The 21,751-nt window shown below is 37.8% G+C and carries 17 protein-coding genes; 12 read left to right on the top strand and 5 right to left on the bottom strand.

The window, feature by feature from the left end; genetic code table 11:
- Nucleotides 1-7 precede the first annotated feature (7 nt).
- The 4 genes from U8519_RS09270 to U8519_RS09255 all read left to right on the top strand — a co-directional run bounded on the left by U8519_RS09270 (nucleotide 8) and on the right by U8519_RS09255 (nucleotide 3,457).
- The gene (locus tag U8519_RS09270) at nucleotides 8-883 is read left to right on the top strand and encodes a LysR family transcriptional regulator (RefSeq protein ID WP_334330044.1); all 876 of its coding nucleotides are present in this window, start codon (nucleotides 8-10) and stop codon (nucleotides 881-883) included.
- 97 nt (nucleotides 884-980) lie between these two features.
- Nucleotides 981-2,456, top strand: coding sequence for a UbiD family decarboxylase (locus tag U8519_RS09265; RefSeq protein WP_334330043.1), 1,476 nt, complete (start codon nucleotides 981-983; stop codon nucleotides 2,454-2,456).
- A gap of 15 nt (nucleotides 2,457-2,471) precedes the next feature.
- Nucleotides 2,472-3,047 (top strand): UbiX family flavin prenyltransferase, encoded by a 576-nt coding sequence (locus U8519_RS09260; RefSeq protein WP_334330042.1) that lies wholly within the window; start codon nucleotides 2,472-2,474, stop codon nucleotides 3,045-3,047.
- Entirely contained in the window at nucleotides 3,047-3,457 is a 411-nt protein-coding gene (locus U8519_RS09255; RefSeq protein ID WP_334330041.1) for a prenylated flavin chaperone LpdD, read from the top strand. Before U8519_RS09260 ends, U8519_RS09255 begins: the two co-directional genes overlap by 1 nt.
- A gap of 541 nt (nucleotides 3,458-3,998) precedes the next feature.
- Here the strand turns inward: U8519_RS09255 and coaBC are convergent.
- Nucleotides 3,999-5,201 (bottom strand): bifunctional phosphopantothenoylcysteine decarboxylase/phosphopantothenate--cysteine ligase CoaBC, encoded by a 1,203-nt coding sequence (gene coaBC / locus U8519_RS09250; RefSeq protein WP_334330040.1) that lies wholly within the window; start codon nucleotides 5,199-5,201, stop codon nucleotides 3,999-4,001.
- Nucleotides 5,202-5,278: 77 nt separating this feature from the next.
- On the opposite strand from coaBC, the gene U8519_RS09245 reads away from it, so the two are divergent.
- Both U8519_RS09245 and U8519_RS09240 read left to right on the top strand, forming a co-directional pair.
- Complete coding sequence (locus U8519_RS09245) at nucleotides 5,279-5,479, top strand: hypothetical protein (RefSeq protein WP_334330039.1); 201 nt, start codon at nucleotides 5,279-5,281, stop codon at nucleotides 5,477-5,479.
- A gap of 47 nt (nucleotides 5,480-5,526) precedes the next feature.
- A complete protein-coding gene (locus U8519_RS09240) occupies nucleotides 5,527-8,232 on the top strand; it encodes a glycoside hydrolase family 3 protein (protein ID WP_334330128.1) in 2,706 nt (901 codons plus the stop codon).
- A gap of 47 nt (nucleotides 8,233-8,279) precedes the next feature.
- Here U8519_RS09240 and U8519_RS09235 read toward each other — a convergent pair whose 3' ends face one another.
- Nucleotides 8,280-8,828 (bottom strand): NADPH-dependent FMN reductase, encoded by a 549-nt coding sequence (locus tag U8519_RS09235; protein WP_334330038.1) that lies wholly within the window; start codon nucleotides 8,826-8,828, stop codon nucleotides 8,280-8,282.
- Between the two features lie 307 nt (nucleotides 8,829-9,135).
- On the opposite strand from U8519_RS09235, the gene U8519_RS09230 reads away from it, so the two are divergent.
- Both U8519_RS09230 and U8519_RS09225 read left to right on the top strand, forming a co-directional pair.
- Nucleotides 9,136-9,831 carry a hydrolase gene (locus tag U8519_RS09230; RefSeq protein ID WP_334330037.1) on the top strand — a complete coding sequence of 232 codons (696 nt, stop codon included), beginning with the start codon at nucleotides 9,136-9,138 and terminating at the stop codon, nucleotides 9,829-9,831.
- Nucleotides 9,832-9,954: 123 nt separating this feature from the next.
- Entirely contained in the window at nucleotides 9,955-10,950 is a 996-nt protein-coding gene (locus U8519_RS09225; RefSeq protein ID WP_334330036.1) for a zinc-binding alcohol dehydrogenase family protein, read from the top strand.
- A 36-nt stretch (nucleotides 10,951-10,986) separates the two neighbouring features.
- Here the strand turns inward: U8519_RS09225 and U8519_RS09220 are convergent, their stop codons facing one another.
- On the bottom strand, nucleotides 10,987-11,766 hold the full coding sequence (locus U8519_RS09220) for an HAD family hydrolase (protein WP_334330035.1): 780 nt from the start codon (nucleotides 11,764-11,766) through the stop codon (nucleotides 10,987-10,989).
- Between the two features lie 102 nt (nucleotides 11,767-11,868).
- On the opposite strand from U8519_RS09220, the gene U8519_RS09215 reads away from it, so the two are divergent.
- Together U8519_RS09215 and U8519_RS09210 are read left to right on the top strand one after the other, a co-directional pair.
- Complete coding sequence (locus U8519_RS09215; RefSeq protein ID WP_334330034.1) at nucleotides 11,869-12,618, top strand: response regulator transcription factor; 750 nt, start codon at nucleotides 11,869-11,871, stop codon at nucleotides 12,616-12,618.
- Nucleotides 12,619-12,621: 3 nt separating this feature from the next.
- Nucleotides 12,622-14,154, top strand: a complete 1,533-nt coding sequence (locus U8519_RS09210) for a HAMP domain-containing sensor histidine kinase (protein WP_334330033.1) — start codon at nucleotides 12,622-12,624, stop codon at nucleotides 14,152-14,154.
- 532 nt (nucleotides 14,155-14,686) lie between these two features.
- Here U8519_RS09210 and U8519_RS09205 read toward each other — a convergent pair.
- Together U8519_RS09205 and U8519_RS09200 are read right to left on the bottom strand one after the other, a co-directional pair.
- The gene (locus U8519_RS09205; RefSeq protein WP_334330032.1) at nucleotides 14,687-16,849 is read right to left on the bottom strand and encodes an LTA synthase family protein; all 2,163 of its coding nucleotides are present in this window, start codon (nucleotides 16,847-16,849) and stop codon (nucleotides 14,687-14,689) included.
- A 574-nt stretch (nucleotides 16,850-17,423) separates the two neighbouring features.
- Entirely contained in the window at nucleotides 17,424-19,571 is a 2,148-nt protein-coding gene (locus U8519_RS09200; RefSeq protein WP_334330031.1) for an LTA synthase family protein, read from the bottom strand.
- A 102-nt stretch (nucleotides 19,572-19,673) separates the two neighbouring features.
- Between U8519_RS09200 and U8519_RS09195 the strand changes: the two genes are divergently transcribed.
- Nucleotides 19,674-20,303, top strand: a complete 630-nt coding sequence (locus U8519_RS09195) for a VanZ family protein (RefSeq protein ID WP_334330030.1) — start codon at nucleotides 19,674-19,676, stop codon at nucleotides 20,301-20,303.
- Nucleotides 20,304-20,354: 51 nt separating this feature from the next.
- Entirely contained in the window at nucleotides 20,355-21,695 is a 1,341-nt protein-coding gene (locus tag U8519_RS09190) for a glucose-6-phosphate isomerase (RefSeq protein ID WP_334330029.1), read from the top strand.
- The last annotated feature ends 56 nt before the right edge of the window (nucleotides 21,696-21,751 follow it).

Here is a 21,751-nt window from a genome sequence, read left to right as displayed (position 1 = left end):
TACTACTTTGAATATTCATCGCTTAGAAATATTTGTAGATCTATCAAAAACTCTTAATTATACCGAAACAGCTGAGAATCTTTACACCACTCAAGGTAATATCTCCAAACAAATATTGTCACTGGAAAAAGAACTGTCCGTTTCACTGTTTAAACGTGAGCATCGAACAATCGTATTAAGTGATGAAGGCAAATTAATTCTTCCATATGCAAAGAAGATAATTCAAGATAATCTTGAGATGCAACACACACTGGCTGATTACGAAGATGCTAAGAATCTAACCGTTGAAATGTATACAATTCCCACCATGCCTAATTATTCCAGCTTTGGGTATATTACTAAATTTCTAAAACGTCACCCAGAAGTTCATATGCAGTTGAAAGAAGAAGAGAGTAATAATTTATTCACAGCTCTAAAGTCTGATAAGTGTGAAATAATTTTTGCCAGAACTTTTTCGTTCAATGATGATGAACTTGAGCACATATCTATGGAGAGCGATAATTTTGTGGCAGTGTTGCCTAAGCATCATAAATTGGCTAAGGCTAAGAAAATCGATGTGGGTCAATTAAAAGATGATAATTTTTTGATTCTTGGGCGAACGACGAACTTGTATCAACCAGTGTTAGATCTGTGTCACAAAGCTGGATTTAAACCGAAGATAACTTATGAAGGTTCCCGTGTTGATTTAGTTGTGCAGATGGTGGCTAATAATATGGGTATATCGTTGATGATGGCGAAGACGGCCAAGGGGTTCAGCAATAAAAATACGGTCTTGGTTCCATTGACTAGTAATATTGAGAACAAGCTGAGTTTTTTTCGTAAGAAGGGCAAGCATTCTGAAGCTAATGACATGTTTTGGAATTTTGTTAAGAAGCATAACTAATACCATTCCATTTTGGAATGGTATTTTTAGTAATTTGAATTGTTCGCATACAAATTTCAGCCTATAATTGTCTTGTAATTTCAAAGGAGGTAATTTAATGACTGAACAACCATATGATTTGAGAAGAGTTATTGAGGAATTAAAAGAACAACCAGGACAATACCATGAAACAGATGTAGAGGTCGATCCTAACGCTGAATTATCAGGTGTTTACCGTTATATTGGTGCGGGTGGTACAGTTGAAAGACCTACTAAGGAAGGTCCAGCCATGATGTTTAACAATGTCAAAGGTTTCCCTGGTACGCGAGTACTTATCGGTGCTATGGCGAGTCGCAAACGTGATGGTATGATTCTACATCATGATTACAAAACCTTGGGCAGACTATTAAAAGACTCAGTTGAAAATCCAGTTAAACCTGTTAAGGTTTCAAAAGATCAAGCTCCAGCACAAGAAGTGGTTCATTTAGCAACTGATAAAGATTTTGATATCAGAAAAATTTTGCCAGCACCAACTAACACTGAATACGATGCTGGTCCTTACATCACAATGGGAGTGGTTTTCGGATCGGACCCTGACAAGACAATGAGTGATGTTACGATTCATCGAATGGTGCTAGAGGACAAAGATACCATCGGAATGTACATCATGCCCGGCGGACGTCATATTGGACATTTCCAAAAGCAATTTGAAAAACTGAATAAACCAATGCCCATTACAATTAATATTGGACTCGATCCGGCCATCACTATTGGAGCTACATTTGAGCCACCTACAACCCCACTAGGCTACAACGAATTATGGGTTGCTGGTGCACTGCGTCAACAACCAGTTCAAATCGTTGATGGTGTGGCGGTTAATGAAAATGCTATTGCTCGGGCAGAATACGTTGTAGAAGCAGAAATCATGCCTAACCAGACAATGCAAGAAGATATTAATACTAATACTGGTAAGGCTATGCCAGAATTCCCTGGATATGATGGGGATGCTAATCCTGCTGTTAATGTAGTCAAAGTTAAAGCAATTACTCATCGAAAAGATAATCCAATTATGCAGACCACAATCGGACCTAGTGAAGAGCACGTTTCAATGGCTGGTATTCCCACAGAAGCAAGTATTCTAGAACTAGTTGATCGTGCAATTCCTGGTAAGGTCGTCAATGTCTACAATCCACCTGCAGGTGGTGGTAAGTTCATGACCATTATGCAGATCCACAAGGAAACTGAAGCGGATGAAGGTATTCAAAAACAAGCCGCAATTTTAGCTTTGTCAGCCTTTAAGGAATTGAAGACAGTTATTTTGGTTGATGAAGATGTGGATATCTTCGATATGAATGATGTTATCTGGACTTTAAACACAAGGTTCCAAGGTGATAAGGATATTATGGTCTTGCCTGGAATGAGAAATCATCCGCTAGATCCATCAGAGAGACCGGAATATGATCCTAAGTCAATTCGTTTTCGTGGTATGAGTTCAAAGACAATTTTTGACGGCACCGTACCATTTGATATGAAGGATCAATTTAAACGTGCTAGCTTCAAAAAAATTGACGACTGGGAAAAATATCTTAAGTAAAAGGAAGTAACGTTAATGGTTGAACGTAAGAAAAAAATTGTCATTGGAGTAACTGGTGCTTCGGGTACTATTTATGCGATAGACTTGATCAAGAAATTACAAAAGATCCCTAATGTTGAGACTCACGGTGTCTTTAGCGCTTGGGCTAAGAAAAATTTACAGCTTGAAACAGACTATTCACTTGAACAAGTTCGTAACATGCTTGATTTTTATTATAACGATGGTGATCTTGGTGCCACTATTGCCAGTGGTTCATTTTTGACTGATGGTATGGTGATCGTACCAGCCAGTATGAAGACCGTTGCCAGCATCTCCGTTGGTATTGGTGATAATTTGATCTCACGTGCAGCTGATGTTACTTTGAAGGAACAACGAAAACTAATCATGGTTCCACGCGAAACCCCTTTGAATACAATTCACTTGGAAAACATGACTAAGTTATCAAGAATGGGAGTTCAGATGATCCCACCAATTCCAGCTTTTTATAATCATCCCCAGACAATTCAAGATCTGGTCGATCATCAAACAATGAAGATACTGGATGCTTTGAGAATTGACAATGATTCAGATGGACGTTGGGAGGGAATCTAATGGCTCAATTTGTAACAACCAAAGAGAATTACACTATGAAAGCAAATGTATCAGTAATTGGCAAGGATATCGTGATTGAGATCACTGGTGGAGATAATCCTCATATTGGAACCGTTACGACTCTAACTGCTAACACTGAAATGCAGACGGTGCGTTTTCCAAGTCACGATGGACGTCTACACAAGGACGATGTGTTAGCGCGTCGAATTGGGCAAATGATTCAATCGCAATTGCCGGGCAGTTGTACGATTACCGCTGGTGTACATGTAAATCATATTTCTAAGAAACAAATTATGGTTTCTGGAAGTATGGCAAGTGATTTGGGCAAGCAAATTCTAAATTGGCTGAGTAATTTTGATTTTAATGCGCCTGATCCGATTTATTATAGTGATAGTGAGAAGCCTCAATGATTGTAATATTGGTGGGGTGTTGCTTCCGGTCAGCAGTAATTCCATCTGTAGCGGGACCAGTTCGAGCCAAAGAGCGGTCTCGAACTTCGCTTTCTTGCTTTGCATAAACCGCAAATCAAGAAAGACGTCCGTGCTGTAAATGCGGAAAGAACCCGCATTAACACCACAATCGCTATTGATTCCATTACTGCTGACCTCCAGCTCATTTGATTAGTACATAAAAATAGCGCATCACGATAAAATTTCGTGATGCGCATTTTTTTGCCTTGGTAAAGTATAATGATTGTCAATTAACATACTATCAAAATAGTATGGATCTAGGGGAGTACTAATATAGAAGTAATACAACCTCAGCTGGCGATGGTCAACAATGGAATCCGCCGTAAAAGTGTTCTTAGCGATTTATCGCTTAGAACACAGGACGACTTGGAAGACTACAGGCTTCCAAGCGAGGCTTAAGACGAAGACTTAAGCCGGTCCACGGCAGAAGGAATTGTTGACCATCACCAGCGGCATCCATTAACAACCAACCGATCTAAACTTATTTAATATTATTTTGATAATATTCCCAAAACTTAGCAGCAATATCATTCTTAGACATTAGCGGCCAAGTTATTGGTTCTTGATCACGTTGGATCAAGGTGATCTGGTTAGTATCGACATTGAAGCCGGTATTAGCTTTGGAAACATCGTTAGCTAAGATCATATCAACATTTTTATCGTATAATTTTTTCTTAGCATAAGGGATGAGATTTTCAGTTTCAGCGGCGAAGCCTACAACGAATTGCTTATCTCTTTTTTTAGTGATTTCCTTCAAAATATCAGGATTTTTCTTAAGCTGAATTGTGTATAAGTCTTGATCATCATCTTTTTTGATCTTTTGATCAGCTTTATGAACAGGACGAAAATCGGAAACAGCAGCTGCCATAACTAAGACATTGGTATTGTCAAAATGATTCTCAAGTTCTTTTTGCATTTCCAGCGCAGTAGACACTTTAACTTCATTCAAGTTAGGTGAACTGAGTTGGTCGTGAACAGTAGTGATTAAAGTAACGTGTGCCCCCATGTCAGCAGCAACATTAGCCATAGCAATCCCCATTTTTCCGGATGAATTATTACCGATGAATCTAACGGGGTCGATGGCTTCTTTAGTTCCGCCTGCCGTTACAACGACATTGGTACCAGCGAGCACTGGTCTAGTAAAGGCTTTGAAGATCTCTACCATAATAGTAGGTAAGTCAGGCAAACGTCCTTTGCCTGATTCACCTTCAGCAAGGAAGCCAGAATCAGGTTCGACTAATCTAATGTCCATCAAAGCGAGGGTTCTGATGTTAGTTTGAACTGCCGGATTGTTCCACATAGTCGTATTCATAGCTGGAAAGACTAGCTTAGGTGCGTCAGTTGCAAGTAGAGTAGTCGAGGCTAAGTCGTCAGAAATCCCATTAGCCATCTTAGCGATGATATTGGCTGTTGCTGGAATCACCACTGCTAGATCCGTCCAGCGGGCAAGTTTGATGTGAGGAATGAAGTCGTCTTGCGCCGATTGTGCAACAAAATTATCGGTCAAAACTGGTCTTTGACTCAAAGTCGCAAAGGTCAATGGTGTAACGAATTCTTGTGCGGCTTTAGTCATCACTACTTGAACCTCAGCTTGATTTTTGATCAATTCACGAACAATATTCAAAGATTTATAGACGGCAATTCCGCCAGTTACGTAAAGTGTAATGTGTTTCCCTTTTAACATACAGTCACCTCATATTCTTTCATACTATATTATACATTGTTTCACTGCATTATAATGAATGTTATATAGGAGGAATTATGAATAAAGCAACTATTGATATAATTGTCGCTATTTTGTTGATTATTTTTGTGAATAATCCGTTACTACAATTTTTACAAAACTCATTTGGGATAAGTTTTATTTTTAGTGAAATAATTATTGCCATAATTATAATAGTTTTGATTTATTTACTAAATAGATTCGTTTTGAGAAGAATTTTTAAGAATAAGACTAAATAGAAGTGTAAAATTGTACTTGAGATGTTTCACCGAAGGAGTGATCAGTGATGGAACAAAATATGTCACAGCGAGAAATTAAAAATTTAGAATTATCCAAAAAAGCAGCTCAAGATGGTATGGTCTTGCTGCAAAATAATAATAAAGTTTTACCGTTATACAATAAAAAAATTGCACTTTATGGAAGTGGTGCATTCGCTACTGTTAAAGGAGGTACAGGCTCTGGAGATGTAAATCAGCGTTATGTTTCTTCTATTATAAGTGGTCTTGAGAATCACGACTTTGAAATTACAACTAAGTCATGGCTGACTAGATTTCAAAGATATTATGATACTAAGAAAAAGGAATACTATGACAAGTTTGACGGCTCACTTGCTGCATTGTTAGCTCCCGCCTTTTCGATGGATGATTTGGAAGTTGGTGAGTTCGAGGATGCACCAACTGGAGTGTATGTTATTTCCAGAAGTTCAGGAGAAGGTCATGATCGTAAGAATGAAAAAGGTGACTATCAATTAACTGACAATGAGTTATCGAATATTCGCCGTATGAGTGAATATTATCAAAAGAGCATCTTGTTATTGAATGTTGGTGGAGTGATCGATACAAGTTTTATTGATAAGTGTCCACTACTGGATAGTATTCTTTTAGTTTCCCAAGCGGGGATGGATTCAGGAGATGCGATTGCTGAAATCTTAGATGGAACCGTCACGCCTTCGGGTAAGTTAACAGATACGTGGGCTAAGAGCTATGAAAATTACCCATCTTCTAAATACTTTGGTGAACCTAATCCCCGTTATAACGATGGAATTTATGTGGGATATCGCTATTTCGATAGTTTTGATGTTCAACCGAGATATGAATTTGGCTATGGGTTAAGTTATACGAGATTCATGATTGATAATCCCAAAGTATCAGCCAATGAACAACGGGTCCATGTAAAAGTTGACGTACAGAATATTGGTGAGACATTTGGTGGTAAGGAAGTTGTGCAACTATACGTATCGAATCCACAGTCAGATATTCCAACGCCGTTCCAGAATTTACAAGCATATGCCAAAACTAAAAAATTGAAGACTGATGAAACACAAACAATTGACTTAAGTTTCGATACTAAAAATTTAGCAGTCTATGATCAACAGACTGCCAGTTGGGTAATGACTCCAGGAATTTATTTGTTGAGGGTAGGTAACAGTTCTCGTAATACGCAAGTTGTTGGGGAATTGAAGCTTGACAAATTAGTAGTAATTGAACAATTACAACACAAGCTAGTAGTAGAGAATGATCCAACAGAATTGAACAAAAACCAAGTTAGTTTGGAACAAGTTGCTGGAGTACCATTTTTTATTTTGAAAGCTGAAAACTTTGAATCAGCTGACTCCATTCATTATTCTGATAAAAATACCGTTGATACTTATACAACGGATCTTGATAAGAAATTATCTGGTAGGGGCTATCAAGAAGCAGTTCATAAGGCAAAGTCGGTGAATGCTCCTAGTTTGTTAGATGTTTACAATAATAAATTGTCACTGAGTGACTTCGTGGCTAATATGAGTAGTTCTGAATTGATTGACTTAGTAGAGGGTTCTTTGCAACCTAATACTGAAGGCAGTATGGTTGGTAATGCCGCTGATTTGGTTCCGGGTGCGGCTGGTCAAACGATTAGTAATGACCGTTTAGGTATTCCAGCAACCATTAATGCTGATGGTCCAGCTGGTTTGAGATTGGATCAGACTTATACCCAAGATGGCGAAACTAAGCATCAATACGCAACTGCTTGGCCTATTGGAACTTTATTAGCACAAACTTGGAATCAAGATCTGGTCCAAGAAGTTGGATACGCTATTGGTACTGAAATGAAAGAATTTGGCATTACCATGTGGTTAGCACCAGGGATGAATATTCATCGTAATCCGCTGGGGGGACGTAATTTTGAATATTTCTCTGAGGATCCAGTGCTTTCAGGAACGATTGCAGCAGCGGAAACTAGTGGTGTTCAGAGTCACACTGGTATTGGTGTAGTTGTTAAGCATTTCTTAGGTAATAATCAAGAAACAGATCGTAATACTGGTAATAGCATTGTCGGTGAACAAGCATTGCGTGAAATCTACTTGAAGAATTTTGAAATTGTTATCAAGACTGCTCAACCAATGGCAGTCATGTCTTCATACAATTTAATAAATGGTACATTTTCTGGTGAGAATTATGATTCATTGACAAATATTTTGCGTGATGAATGGAACTTCCAAGGATTAGTCATGACTGATTGGTTTAGCTTGGCTGATCCTAGACACAGTATGCATGCGGGTAATGATCTGATCATGCCTGGTGGTTCACAGGATAAGCTATTTGCGGCAGTGGATGACCTTAAGCCAGAATTTAATGACGACGGCAGTATTGCAATCAAGAAATCATTCGATATTGCTAAGTTTGAAGAAACCAGTGAAGAATTATGGAATGATTTTGAACCGAGTGAAGATGGTGAAAATTACATTAAGATCCACATTTCTGGACAGTTGAATGAAAATTTAAAGTCAATGTTATATGACGGTTCTGCTCAAGTGATTGATTCTGAAACCATATTGTTAAAGGGTAAATGGAAAGATAACAATGATTTATACATTGGCGATTTACAAAAATCAGCCATGAATATTTTGAAAGTTGTTATGAAATCTGATCGATTCGCTAAAAAGTACGGTTTGAAGGAAAAAATATATAACGAAAATATGAGTTTACATAAGTATTTTGAAAGCAAATAAAAAATGGGACTGCGAATTCGAATCGCGGTCCCATTCTTTATTTAATATTAGTATCTATTTAGTAATTCTACGTAAGCATCAACAATGCTTTGTAAGAAGCCAACTGACTTCTCTGAAACTTTGCCATTTTCATCAAGCATATTTGTAACGTTACCTAGATATGCCTCTGGTTGTTGTAGAGTTGGCATATTTAAGAATACTAGTGATTGACGTAAGTGATGGTTTGCACCGAAACCACTGATTGCACCAGGTGAAACTGAAACAACTGCGGCTGGTTTCTTGTCCCAAATGCTTTCGCCATATGGACGTGAACCAACATCGATGGCATTCTTCAAACCACCAGGTACTGAACGATTGTATTCAGGTGTTACAAACAATACACCGCTGACATCTTTCATAGTATTTCTGAACTCTGTCCAAGCAGCAGGGACATTGCCTGGTGTATCGAGATCCTCATTGTATAGAGGTAAGTTGCCAATTTCTACGAATTCTGGTTCATAGTCACTTGGAAACATTCCTACTAAGTTATTAGCAACTTGACGTGAATAAGAACCCTTACGTAAGCTACCTACGATTACAGCAATTTTTTTTGACATATTCTACTTCCTCCCATTCCTTATATATCCAAATTATCATATTGCGATTTTTTCAACAAATATTTGTTCTCGCATAAGACAATAATTTTTCCATTTAGGCAATCTGACATATTGTAAAAAAATCACAATATCGGCAATTATTTAGAAAATATCAAAAAAAGCTAAATTATAATTGATAATATGAAACATGTTACAGGGATGTTACGAAAAAATGATTCGAAGCAATTTTTTTATTCTTAGCGTAATACAATTGAAACAATTATCTTGTATAGTTCTCTCTTGTGATTAAGAAAACCGGGGGGATTAGTTGATAAAGCAATTTAAATTATATGCATTATTTTTTATGGGATTAGTGCTAGTCGGATTTATGGGGTATACAGCTACTGTTCAAGCCGACGCTCAAAACAATAATCAAAAATTAAGTGATGCGGGAGACTTTGTAAATGTATCTAACTTATCAGCTTCAGCAAAAGATAAGAAAGATAGTTTTAACAAAAAAGTTTCCTTACCAGGAAGTAAAGAATTTATTCCTGGAATTGAAAATAGCGAAAGAGACTATGAAATGGGAGATGTTACTGCTGCTGAACCAGCTAAAGCTGAAGTAGATGCAGTAACATTAGAGAATGAAGCAATAAAGGCTGAGCAAGAACAAGCATCAGTACAAACTCAGGCTCAACAGCAAGCACAAACTGCTACTACCGTAGCAACAACGCAAGCTGCTCAACAATCAGTATCAAGAACGATTGGTACTTTTAAGATTAGTTTTTATGATCCAGCTGTATTAGGATCAAACATGGGTTACAGTGGTGTCGCTACAAATCTAGGCGTTATCCCACGTGGATCACGCTTGAAAATTACAACTGCACAAGGTGATGTTTGGTATCGAACAGTTAACGATACAGGTACATTCGCATATGACAATCCTTATCAGATCGACGTCGCAATGCCAAATAGCATGATTCCATCATATGGAATTACTAGTGCAACTGTTGAGATCGTTTAGTTTTATAAAATAAACATTGAAAACAGTTAATAATAAATAAGTCTTGGGGACTTATTTTAACTAAGGGGGTAGATTAGGTCTACGCTCTTTTTTGTTGTAAAATAATAGTCACGAGGTGATCATATGAAAGCATACGGCATGACAAATAATCAATTAAGCAGCTTAAAAGAATTTGAAAAAGAAATGCCAACTCCTACTGGAACTGACATTTTGGTAAAGGTTGAAGGACTGTCGATCAACCCAGTAGATATTGCTACTAGAAAAAGTTTTGAGGGTAACGATAATGAACCATTGATCTTAGGATTCGATGGTTATGGTGAAGTGGTTGCCATGGGTGATAAAGCCGACAAGTTCAAGCTTGGTGACAAAGTATTCTTCGCCGGTGACCATACTCGAGCAGGAAGCTATCAAGAGTATGAATTGATCGATCAAAGGATAATTGCACTAGCCCCAGCTAAGACTTCGATTGAGAATAGTGTGTCTATGCCACTAGTTACGTTAACAGCTAGTGAATTGTTGTATGAGAAGCTTCATATTGATCCTAAAGCCGATAATAGTAATCAAACTGTTCTAGTGATCAATGGTGCTGGCGGTGTCGGCTCAATTGCCATTCAGTTGGCACATTTAGCTGGCTTGAAGGTTATTGCTACTGCTTCAACGGATGAAAAAGTCAAATGGGTCAAGGATCTTGGTGCTGACTTAGTAGTTAACCACCATCAAGACTTGATTCAACAAGTGAGAGCGTTAGGAATTGAAAATGTCGATTATATTCTAGGCCTAAGTGACAACGATCCACATTGGAATGAGATCGTGGAACTGATCAAACCTTTTGGTATTTTTGCGACGATCACTAATCTTCGTAATTCTCAAATCGGTGATTTGAAACAAAAGTCAGTAGATTTTGCTTGGGAATGGATGTTTACAAAAGCATTTTATAATTTGGATTCCATGTCTACACAAGGCGAATATCTAGCTCAATTAGCGAATGGATTAGATGACAGCACGATCAAGTCAACAACAACCAAAGTTTTGCATGGATTAAATGTTGAAACTTTAACTAAAGCGACAAAATTGGTCGAAGCTGGTCACATGATGGGAAAAGTAGTTGTTATCAAATAAAAAAAGCTGGGAATTTTCCCAGCTTTTCGTGAATTATTAAATTAAATTATAGTGTTTCAAACCATTAACGATACCATTATCAGTGTTAGCGGTAGTTACAAATTCAGCAGCTTTTTTGACACTGTCGATGCCATTACCCATGGCAACACTGTGCTTGATCTCTTTGATCATTGGTAAGTCGTTTGGGCCATCTCCGAATGCATATACGGGCTTCTTATCAAGTTCTAGTCCACTTAACAAGTGCTTGATTCCGTTCATCTTGGAGACACCTTTGGCAATTGTATCGATTGCGTAAGGACCAGTCTTGTAAAAGGTCAGTTCGTTGCCGAAGACTTTTGAGTATCTTTCCGGACCGTCTGGTGTAACGACCAAGATCATTGGTAATTCTTCTTTTTCATAGAATTTGGGATCAACACCAGGAACAGGTATTTTGACCGATTGATAGAAGTCATTCACGAATTGTGTATTCTCAGTTGTGTAGGTTTTGTCGAGAGAATGCATTGTGATAATATCATTGTATTGTTTAGCTTCTTCAATGACCTTGGCAACAGTCTCAGGAGAAATATTTTTTTTGTAAATAGTTTGCCCGGCTGATTCGACGTAAGCACCATTGAATGATACGTAGGTATCGATTCCTGTGGGACCGGTGACGTCAACTAATTCACTTGGCGCACGACCAGTACTGATTGCAGGTAAATATCCATTGTCACGCAATTTGTGAACAGCAGAAGCTACATCAGGATCGATTTTGGAATGTTCGTTCATTAGTGTACCGTCAAGATCAAAGAAGACTGTACCTTTATAATCTTTATTCAAAAAATCACCAACTTAATTTATATTTTTATACTAATATATATAGTAGCAAGTTTTGACAAATTGTTATAGTCTTAAATCGAAAGTAGATGGAGTGAATAATAAATGAAAATTTTAATGATAGAAGATAATAAATCTGTATCAGAAATGATGAGTATGTTTTTTCAAAAAGAGAGCTGGGATGCTCACTTTGCCTATGATGGTAATGAAGCCGTTGATATGTTCAATGAAACTCCTGATGAGTGGGATATGATCACGCTTGACCTTAATCTTCCTGGCAAAGATGGTATGGAAGTCGCTAAGGAAATCAGAAAGGTTTCGAAGACTGTCCCTATTATCATGCTTACTGCGCGTGATACTGAGAGCGATCAAGTTCTGGGATTGGAATTTGGTGCTGATGATTACGTTACTAAGCCATTCAGCCCTATCACTCTGATTGCTAGGATGAAGGCTATTCACCGTCGTAATGAAAGTGTTGCAGAGGAAGCTTCGAAGAGCAGTGCCAGTGCTGAGTCTGAGACGAAGGATGAAAATGATGGATTTGATGTTAACACTGGGTACTTCAAATTGAATTCCAATACTCGTGAGGCCTTCTTGGGAGATAAAGAAATACCTGACTTAACACCAAAAGAATTCGATCTCTTGAAAACTTTGGCAAGTAAACCTAAACAAGTTTTCTCACGTGAACAACTATTGGAACAAGTTTGGGACTATGACTATTTCGGGGAAGAAAGAACAGTTGATGCTCACATCAAAAAATTACGTCAAAAGATTGAAAAAGTTGGTCCACAGGTCATTGAGACTGTCTGGGGAGTGGGCTACAAGTTTGATGATTCTGGACGTAAGGTTGATTAACCTATGAAATTAATTTATCAAAATATGCTTAGTTTTTTGATCGTTATCCTTACAACTCTGGGAATTATTCTGTACTCAGTTACGAGTACTTCTACAACTTCAGAATATAACCGGACGTATAAGGATCTTGAGAGTTACGCTGGTAATTTAGAACAGATAGCACTCAAGACTGATTCAAAGACGGGACAGATCCACAATATTACAGGGGATAATATTAAGACTGTCGAGCAAGTTCTATCAGATAAAAATGTTCAATTTGCGATTTTTGATTATCAAAATGACCAAGTTTATCCAACACCACCGACTAATGTCAAATTGCACTTGAAACAATCATATTGGAATAAATTGAAGCAAGGTAAGACAATTCGCAATATCCAAAAACCTGAGAGTTCTGAGGGTAACCCTCGACTCAGCAACAAGAAGGATAATTTGAGTTATGTTTACGTCCTAACACCGTGGTTCCAAAATGGTAAGTTGATTGCAGCCGTTTGGGCTGGTTCAGATGTTTCGCAACTACAAACTAATATTGGTGAATTGAATAAACGTTTGTACTTTGCGCTGCTGATCTCATTACTAGCTGCAATTATTTTGAGTTTCTTGCTATCACGTTATCAAGTCAATCGGATCAACCGACTTCGTGGTGCAACTCGAAAAGTTGCTAACAATGATTTCTCAGTTCGTATTGAAAGTAAGAACAAGGATGAACTCGATGACTTAGCCGATGACTTTAATACCATGGTCAAGTCACTAGAGGCTTCAGATAAAGAAATAAAGCGTCAAGAACAACGTCGTAAGGAGTTCATGGCTGATGCATCACATGAAATGAGAACGCCGCTGACGACAATTAACGGTTTACTAGAAGGATTGGCATATGATGCTATTCCGGAAGAATCCAAAGGCCAGAGTATTCAGTTAATGCGTAATGAAACCAATCGATTGATTCGTTTGGTCAATGAGAATCTTGATTACGAGAAGATCAGGACTAATCAAATAACTTTGGCAAAACGTGTCTTTGATGCCAATACACCATTGAAAGATATCGTTTCTCAATTGGAGAAAAAAGCCGCTGAATCAAAGGATAAATTGATTCTGGAGACGCCAGAGGATCAACTTGAGACGTATGCTGATTATGATAGATTCGTTCAAGTCATGTTCAATATTATTCAAAATTCGATTCAATTTACCAACGGCGGAGATATTACCGTTACTGGGTATCGTGCCGATGACCGTCATGCCTCAATTTTTAAGATAGAAGATACTGGTATTGGGATGTCGGAAGATCAAGTGAAGAATATTTGGGACAGATATTACAAAGCTGATCCGTCACGTAAGAATCGTAAGTATGGTGAATCAGGGCTAGGATTGTCGATCGTTCATCAGTTGATTGAAAATCACGGTGGCGAAATTCACGTTAAGAGTAAGTTGAATGAGGGGACGGCATTCACAGTAACCTTATTCGATGAAGGTTACGAGCACGGTGCCAGCGAAACTGAAAAAGATAATCGTGATAAGAGTGCTGGTTCTGATAACAAGTAGTTAGTCTGGATTGTCGCTTCCGGTCAGCAGTAATTCCATCTGTAGCGGGACCGATCTTAGCCAAAAAGCGGTCTAAGATCTCGCTTTCTTGCTTTGCACAAACCGCAAATCAAGAAAGACGTCCGTGCTGTAAATGCGGAAAACCACCGCATTAACACCACTGTCGCTACTGATTCTATTACTGCTGACCTCCAGCTGATTTATTGATGGTAAAAATAATAGCACGTAATGATATTTTGGATATTACTCTATCCATTTATCGTTATGTGCTATTTTTTCTTATTTGCAATTAGATATTAAGACAAATTACTGTTAAGTAGGAAACAAACTTAGTACTATCACAAATTCAGCTGAGAGTGGAAAACAATGGAATCCGCCGTAAAAGTGTTCTTAGCGATTTATCGCTTAGAACACTGGACGACTTGGAAGACTACAGGCTTCCAAGCGAGGCTTAAGACGAAGACTTAAGCCGGTCCAACGGCAGATGGAATTGTTTTCCACCCTCAGCGGCAATAAATAACCAACCAACCAATCAATTTTCAGCATTCTCTTTTAATGCGTATGACCAATCATCGATCGGTGTTCGATCACCGTTTAACTCTGGAGCATCAGTATTATAGAGATGAGTCGTTGACTTGTTATCATTTTTTGAATAGAGACTAGTTGCACCTGCACCTAAGTCGTCACGAGTCTTGATCAACCTTTGAATCTGATTTAAATAATCATATGAATCACTATTAGGATCCACCGGTGTGAAGCCATTAGGGACATAAAATCTCAATAGATCCTTACTATTCACAGCATCAGAAATTTTTAATTTGTTATTAACTTGTTCTTGCCACTGGGTCACTTTGTCCTCTAAATCAGGATTGGTTTGTAAATCGATCAATTCACCAGTTTCATTACTGTAAACTTGTGGCTTGCCATTCTTGTTAACAACAGTGTATTTGGTTGTTACAAAGTCCTTGTTTCTAAATGCTACTAGACCTTGGTGTTGTTTAGATAACAAGTCTGATCCCATTTGAACGTAATTTCTCGTGTTGATCCCTGCTAGATGCAAGATAGTTGGTAAAACGTCAATTTCACCGCCATAAGTATGATTAATTCCACCTTTAAGTCCGTTCATGTGAATCATAAATGGTACTTTTTGTAATTGCGAATTATCATACTTATTGAAGTTGTCGGGATCAATACCAATAATCGGTGCTAGTGCTTTGTTTTTGTCATCAGAAATTCCGTAGTGATCGCCGTACAAAATAATTAAGGAATCATCGTATAATCCGCTACTCTTTAAGTAATCGAAGAACTCTTTTAGTGAGGCGTCAAGATAATGAGCGGTTAAGAAGTAATTGCCAACGCTGTGTTCAGTTGTATCGGGAGCGGTGAAACCATCGTTGTCTGCATCGTTTATTGGATAAGGATAATGATTGGTTACAGTGATGAATTTGGCATAGAAGGGTTGTTGCAATTGTTCTAGGTATTTAGCACTCTCAGACAACATCAACTTGTCTTTAGTTCCATATCTCATATTGGCATTTTCGATTGAGTTGTCGAAGTATGATTGATCGAAGAAATAGTTATAGCCCATGTTTTTGTACACTTCGTTCCTATTCCAAAAGCTACCAATATTGCCATGAAAAACAGCACTGGTATAGTTTTTCTTCTGTTCTAGGATCGCCGGAGCAGCCTGGAAAGTATTTGATGATCCCATATTGGAGAAGAAGGAGCCGCTACTCAAACCGAATAATCCCGATTCCAACATTGTTTCAGCATCACTGGTTCGACCTTGACCAACTTCGTGATAGAAGTTGTCAAATGACATTGTATGATCATCGTTGTAAAGACTGTTCAAAAATGGTGTAACTTCTTGATCATTTACCTTCATTCCAATCAGAAATTGTTGAAAACTTTCTAGATGGATGATGATGATGTTCTTTTTATTAGCTTCGCCGAAGTACTTTGGATTTGGTTTGGCATAATTGTTATCAACGTAATTCAAAACATCGTCCATGTCGGTGCCGACAGCAGTAGAACGCGCCTGATCCGTCATAGCTGATTTGATCATATCGTAACCGAGAAAACTATTTAATCCTAGGTACTTAACAACATAGGCATGATCAAAAGTTCTCGATAATAGTTGCGGCCGATTACCTTCAGCTATCATTAAATTAAAAGAAAAAATCAAAATACCAACCGAAGTTGTAGCTGCTGAAGTAAGCTTTGAGACAGGTTTGTGGTCTAATTTGATGTATTTAAAACTGAATAATAAAATTAAAATAATTAGGTCTACAAAATAAATAAAGTCGTGTATCTGCATGAGCGAGAAAGTGCTGGAACCTAAGCCTTTGGATACTTTTCCCACTCCAAAAATTACCGAAGAGGTTAAGAAGTCAGAGAATTCACGATAATACAAAATATTCGCATACAAAAAGATGGGTTCGATTAAATAAATCAGACTCATGATAATATACGAGATTTGTGTGCGTTTGATGTAAAGAGGAATACTCAGTAGTATTAGCGCCGTGGCAATAGGATTGATAATCATGATTAGATGCTGTAATGGATCGTTCAAACCTAGTGAAAAATCTGAGTAATAGGCAATAACAGTTTTTGTCCACAGTAAAAAAACTAAAAAACAGACGAATCCCAAACGTCTGTTGACTAATGATTTAAATTTTTTTGTTAGATTATTCATATTGATCCTTTTGATTATGTCGTTAATTTTATTATATCAGTTATAGAATTTAAAAATATATAATATTGGTGAGGGGGAGGTTCCGCTTCCGGTCAGCAGTAATTCCATCTGTGGCGGGACCGATTGGAGCCATAAAGCGGTCTCCAATCTTGCTTTCTTGATTTGCGTGGTTTACGCAAATCAAGAAAGACATCCAGTGCTGTAAATGTGGGAAACCACCACATTAACACCACTTTTGCCACGGATTCCATTACTGCTGACCTCCAGCTAAATATATATATCAATTAAAAATAGCATATCGTGATAACCGGATGATTAATATTTCCAAGTTGTCGTGATATGCTATTTTAATTTGTAAAATATATGTAATTCAGAAGTAATACAAAACCCAGCTGAGGGTGGACAACAATGGAATCCGCCGTAAAAGTGTTCTTAGCGATTTATCGCTTAGAACACTGGACGACTTGGAAGACTACAGGCTTCCAAGCGAGGCTTAAGACGAAGACTTAAGCCGGTCCAACGGCAGATGGAATTGTTGTCCACCCTCAGCGGCATAGAACAACAAACCAAAAAACTACTCGTTGTCATTTGTTCCTTTCAAAACACTAGACCAACTGTCGATATAGGTTCTATCCCCATTCAATTCCGGAGCGTCAGTATTGTATAACGGAGTGGTCGACTTGTCGTTGTTCTTGGAATAAACACTAGTTGATTTAAGACCCAACTCATCACGAGTTTTGACTAATCTTTGAATTTCATTTTGGTAACTGTATTCAGATGGATCAACCGGAGTGAAGCCAGTTGGCGTATAGAATCTCAAGAGATTCTTATTATTAGTCGTATCAGAGATCTTCAGCTTCTGGTTAACTTCCTCTTGCCATTTATCAACCGTCTTGGCTAATTGTTCGTTGTCATTAAGGTTAACTTCTGCACCGGTATTATTGTCGTAGACAATGTGATCACCGTCGTTACCGCGGATCACTGTGTACTTAGTAGTAATGAATTCTTTGTCACGGAAGGCCACAATATCGCTGTGTTTCTTTGATAATAGGTCTGTACCGAGTTGTACGTAGCCTTTAGTATTGACACCAGCCAAGTGAAGAATCGTTGGTAGGGCATCAATTTCGCCACCGTAGGTGCTATTGATACCACCCTTTAATCCCTTCATGTGAATCATGAAAGGAACACGTTGCATTTGTACTTCATTGAAGTCACTGTTGTTAGTATCGTAGCCGAGCATTGGGGCCACTACTTTGTCTTGAGTGGCGTTTAAGCCGTAGTGGTCACCATAAAGCACGATCATGGAGTTATCGTAGATGCCGCTATCCTTCAGATAAGTGAAGAATTCCTTTAGAGCACTGTCCAAGTAATGAGCTGTAACAAAATAATTGTCTACCACACTATTACCAGTATCTGGTTTAGGGAAGTCAGGTACTTGATCTTCATCACCAAGATCGTATGGGGTGTGGTTAGTAACAGTGATGAACTTGGTATAGAAAGGTTGTTGCAATTGTTCGAGGTATTTAACACTTTCAGACAGCATTAATTTGTCCTTCATACCATAACCAATACTAGAATCATCGCTTTGATTGAAGTAATTCAAATCGAAGAAGTAGTCGTATCCCATGTTCTTATAGACATCGTCACGGTTCCAAAAACTACCAACGTTACCGTGGAAAACGGCACTAGTGTAGTTTTCTTTTTGCTTAAGAATTGCCGGAGCTGCTTGGAAAGTATTGTCTGATCCTAGTTTAGAAAAGAGGGATCCTTCTGGTAATCCGTAAAGACTTGTTTCCATCATGTTCTCAGCGTCACTAGTTCGACCGCTACCGACTTCATGGAAGAAATTGTTAAATGACATTGTGTTCTTGTCGTTGTATAAGCTGTTCAAAAATGGTGTAACTTCTTGATCATTGACTTTCATGCCAATTAGAAATTGCTGGAAACTTTCCAAATGGATGATAATAATGTTTTTACCTCTAGCTTTACCAAAATAACTCTTATTTGGTGCGGCGTAATGTTGATTGACATAGTCTAAGACGTTGTCCATGTCAGTACCAACGGCGGTTGATCTAACTTGGTTGTTTTGAGCAGATTTAATAGCATCGTATCCTAAGAAAGTATTGAATCCTAAGTACTTGACGATGTAACTATTGTCAAAAGTTCGACCTAATAATTGTGGACGATTTGTCTCAGCTAACATTAAGTTGAGTGAAAATAAAAATACACCAAGCATAGTAGTCGCAAAAGCTGTCAACTTACGTATTTTAGTTTTATCTATTTTTATAAAATGACTAGTAAATAAAACAACAATAATGATAAAATCTAAAAAATATAAAAAATCGTGACCTTGCATCAAACTGGCACTACTTGTTCCCAAACCCTTGGTAACTTTGGAAGCCCCAGCAATCGTATTGAACGAAATAAAATCTGAAAATTCACGATAATACAAGATGTTTGCATAAAGTAAAATATTTTCTAAAACATAGATAACACCCATCACAATGTAGGATACAATAGCCTTGTTGATGTACAACGCTACACTCAACAAAACGATTGCGGTGGCGATAGGATTGATGATCAGAATAAAATGTTGTAACGGATCATTTAATCCTAACGAAAATTCAGCGTAGTAGGCAATAACTGTTTTTAGCCACAAAAAAAAGACCAACAGGCTAACGAAGCCGATGCGTTTATTCAAAAATGATTTAATTTTGTTCATAAAATATCCCTTGTTTGTAAAATTTCTTTAATAAATTTATATTATTTTAAATAAAAGACTTAATTGTTAGTATAATACGTATTAAGTAAAAAGTGGGAAAGAATGAGAAAAATGATATTTTTAGGACCTTTGTATAATTATGTATCTAATATGTATGCCACTAGAATTAATCATTTTCCGTTGATTCGCCTATCTTTCTATGCTGCTGATAAAGCTATATTATATACGCTTTTCTTCATTATATTAAGATTTATTTGGATTAAGTGGAAACATAAGAAGACTAATTTTGCCCATGAGTTTTGGGTGACTGTCTTTGCCTTTTACGTGTTCCTGCTTTTTGCGTTGACTGTCTTTAGAGATGGCTATTTTTTGTGGGAATTCAAGTTCTTTTTCCACCGGTCGCTTTCAGAAATAAATACGATTCCGCTGGTACAAACGTTTAAATTATTAAATGGTAAGTCTTTAGTGGATTTCTTTTATAATTTATATGGTAATATTGTATGGTTCGTTCCAATGGGATTTTTTATTCCTGCTTTGGGCAAGAAAGACCGGAAATTTTTTAAGGTAGTTTTGATCGGTGCCTTAGTTTCCACCTCTATCGAGGGTCTGCAATTCATTTTAAATACCGGTGTAACGGATATTGATGATGTGATTTTGAATACAATTGGTACCGCAATCGGATATTTTATTTATTTTGTGGGAAATTGGCTGAAAAATCGCATAAAGATTTGAAATTTTCAATGAAAATGATAATCTAGTTTTAGGATAAATGGAGGAGAAAAAATGACACATATTAAATTTGATGATTCAAAATTAAGCAAGTTCGTTCATGAAAATGAACTAGGCGAGATGCAAAACCTTGTAACTGCTGCTGACGAAGAATTACGTAAGGGTACCGGTGCCGGTGCTGACTTCCGTGGTTTCATCGACTTACCAGTTGATTACGACAAGGATGAATTCGCCCGTATTAAGAAAGCTGCTAAGAAGATCCAATCTGATTCAGAAGTATTTGTTGGAATCGGTATCGGTGGATCATACTTAGGTGCTCGTGCTGCTGTTGATTTTCTAAGTTCATCATTCTACAACGTTAAGAACGACAAGGATGTTCCAGAAGTTTACTTTGCAGGTAACTCAATTTCTCCTAACTACCTTGCTGATCTTATTGAAGTTATTGGCGACCGTGACTTCAGTATTAACGTTATTTCTAAATCTGGTACAACAACAGAACCTTCAATTGCTTTCCGTATTTTGAAGGCTAAGTTGGTTGAAAAGTACGGTGAAAAGGGTGCTAAGGAACGTATCTATGCTACAACTGACCGTGCTAAGGGTGCTTTGAAGACAGAATCAGATGCTGAAGGCTACGAAGAATTCGTTGTTCCTGATGACATCGGTGGTCGTTTCTCAGTTCTTACAGCTGTTGGTTTGTTACCAATCGCCGTTGCTGGTATCGACATTGACAAGTTGATGGAAGGTGCTGCTAAAGCACGTGAAGACTTCTCAGATGCTGATCTATCGAAGAATGATGCATACAAGTATGCTGCATTGAGAAACATCTTATACCGCAAAGGTTACACAACAGAATTGCTTGAAAACTACGAACCAAACCTACAATACTTCGGTGAATGGTGGAAGCAATTGATGGGTGAATCAGAAGGTAAAGATCAAAAGGGTATCTACCCATCATCAGCTAACTTCTCAACTGATCTTCACTCATTAGGTCAATATATCCAAGAAGGACGTCGTAACTTGATGGAAACAGTTGTTGTCATCGACAAACCTCGTTTTGAAATGCAAATTCCTAGTGAAAAGGAAGATCTTGATGGCTTAGGTTATCTTGAAGGTAAGTCAATGGACTACGTAAACAAACGTGCTTACGAAGGTGTTGTACTTGCTCATACTGACGGTGGCGTTCCTGTAATGAGCGTTCACATTCCAGAACAAAATGCCTACACATTAGGATACTTGATCTACTTCTTCGAAATTGCTGTTGGTATTTCAGGTTACTTGAATGGTATCAACCCATTCAACCAACCAGGTGTTGAAGCATACAAGAAGAACATGTTCGCATTGCTTGGCAAACCAGGCTTTGAAGAACTTGGTAAAGAATTAAACGAACGTCTATAATATTTAGATGATTGATAGCAGCCGAAAGGCTGCTATTTTTTTATTTTAAAAAAAGC

Source organism: Companilactobacillus sp. HBUAS59699 (assembly GCF_036913575.1).
Classification (GTDB): Bacteria; Bacillota; Bacilli; order Lactobacillales; family Lactobacillaceae; genus Companilactobacillus.
Note: the sequence above shows the minus strand (reverse complement) of the source record. Positions and strands in the feature narration are given on the sequence as shown.

What these genes read in the sequence shown, in the direction of transcription:
- U8519_RS09265 (WP_334330043.1), top strand. Translation starts at nt 981, where the DNA reads ATGACTGAACAACCATATGATTTGAGAAGAGTTATTGAGGAATTAAAA.
- U8519_RS09260 (WP_334330042.1), top strand. Translation starts at nt 2,472, where the DNA reads ATGGTTGAACGTAAGAAAAAAATTGTCATTGGAGTAACTGGTGCTTCG.
- U8519_RS09255 (WP_334330041.1), top strand. Translation starts at nt 3,047, where the DNA reads ATGGCTCAATTTGTAACAACCAAAGAGAATTACACTATGAAAGCAAAT.
- coaBC (WP_334330040.1), bottom strand. Translation starts at nt 5,201, where the DNA reads ATGTTAAAAGGGAAACACATTACACTTTACGTAACTGGCGGAATTGCC.
- U8519_RS09245 (WP_334330039.1), top strand. Translation starts at nt 5,279, where the DNA reads ATGAATAAAGCAACTATTGATATAATTGTCGCTATTTTGTTGATTATT.
- U8519_RS09240 (WP_334330128.1), top strand. Translation starts at nt 5,527, where the DNA reads ATGGAACAAAATATGTCACAGCGAGAAATTAAAAATTTAGAATTATCC.
- U8519_RS09235 (WP_334330038.1), bottom strand. Translation starts at nt 8,828, where the DNA reads ATGTCAAAAAAAATTGCTGTAATCGTAGGTAGCTTACGTAAGGGTTCT.
- U8519_RS09225 (WP_334330036.1), top strand. Translation starts at nt 9,955, where the DNA reads ATGAAAGCATACGGCATGACAAATAATCAATTAAGCAGCTTAAAAGAA.
- U8519_RS09215 (WP_334330034.1), top strand. Translation starts at nt 11,869, where the DNA reads ATGAAAATTTTAATGATAGAAGATAATAAATCTGTATCAGAAATGATG.
- U8519_RS09210 (WP_334330033.1), top strand. Translation starts at nt 12,622, where the DNA reads ATGAAATTAATTTATCAAAATATGCTTAGTTTTTTGATCGTTATCCTT.
- U8519_RS09205 (WP_334330032.1), bottom strand. Translation starts at nt 16,849, where the DNA reads ATGAATAATCTAACAAAAAAATTTAAATCATTAGTCAACAGACGTTTG.
- U8519_RS09200 (WP_334330031.1), bottom strand. Translation starts at nt 19,571, where the DNA reads ATGAACAAAATTAAATCATTTTTGAATAAACGCATCGGCTTCGTTAGC.
- U8519_RS09195 (WP_334330030.1), top strand. Translation starts at nt 19,674, where the DNA reads ATGAGAAAAATGATATTTTTAGGACCTTTGTATAATTATGTATCTAAT.
- U8519_RS09190 (WP_334330029.1), top strand. Translation starts at nt 20,355, where the DNA reads ATGACACATATTAAATTTGATGATTCAAAATTAAGCAAGTTCGTTCAT.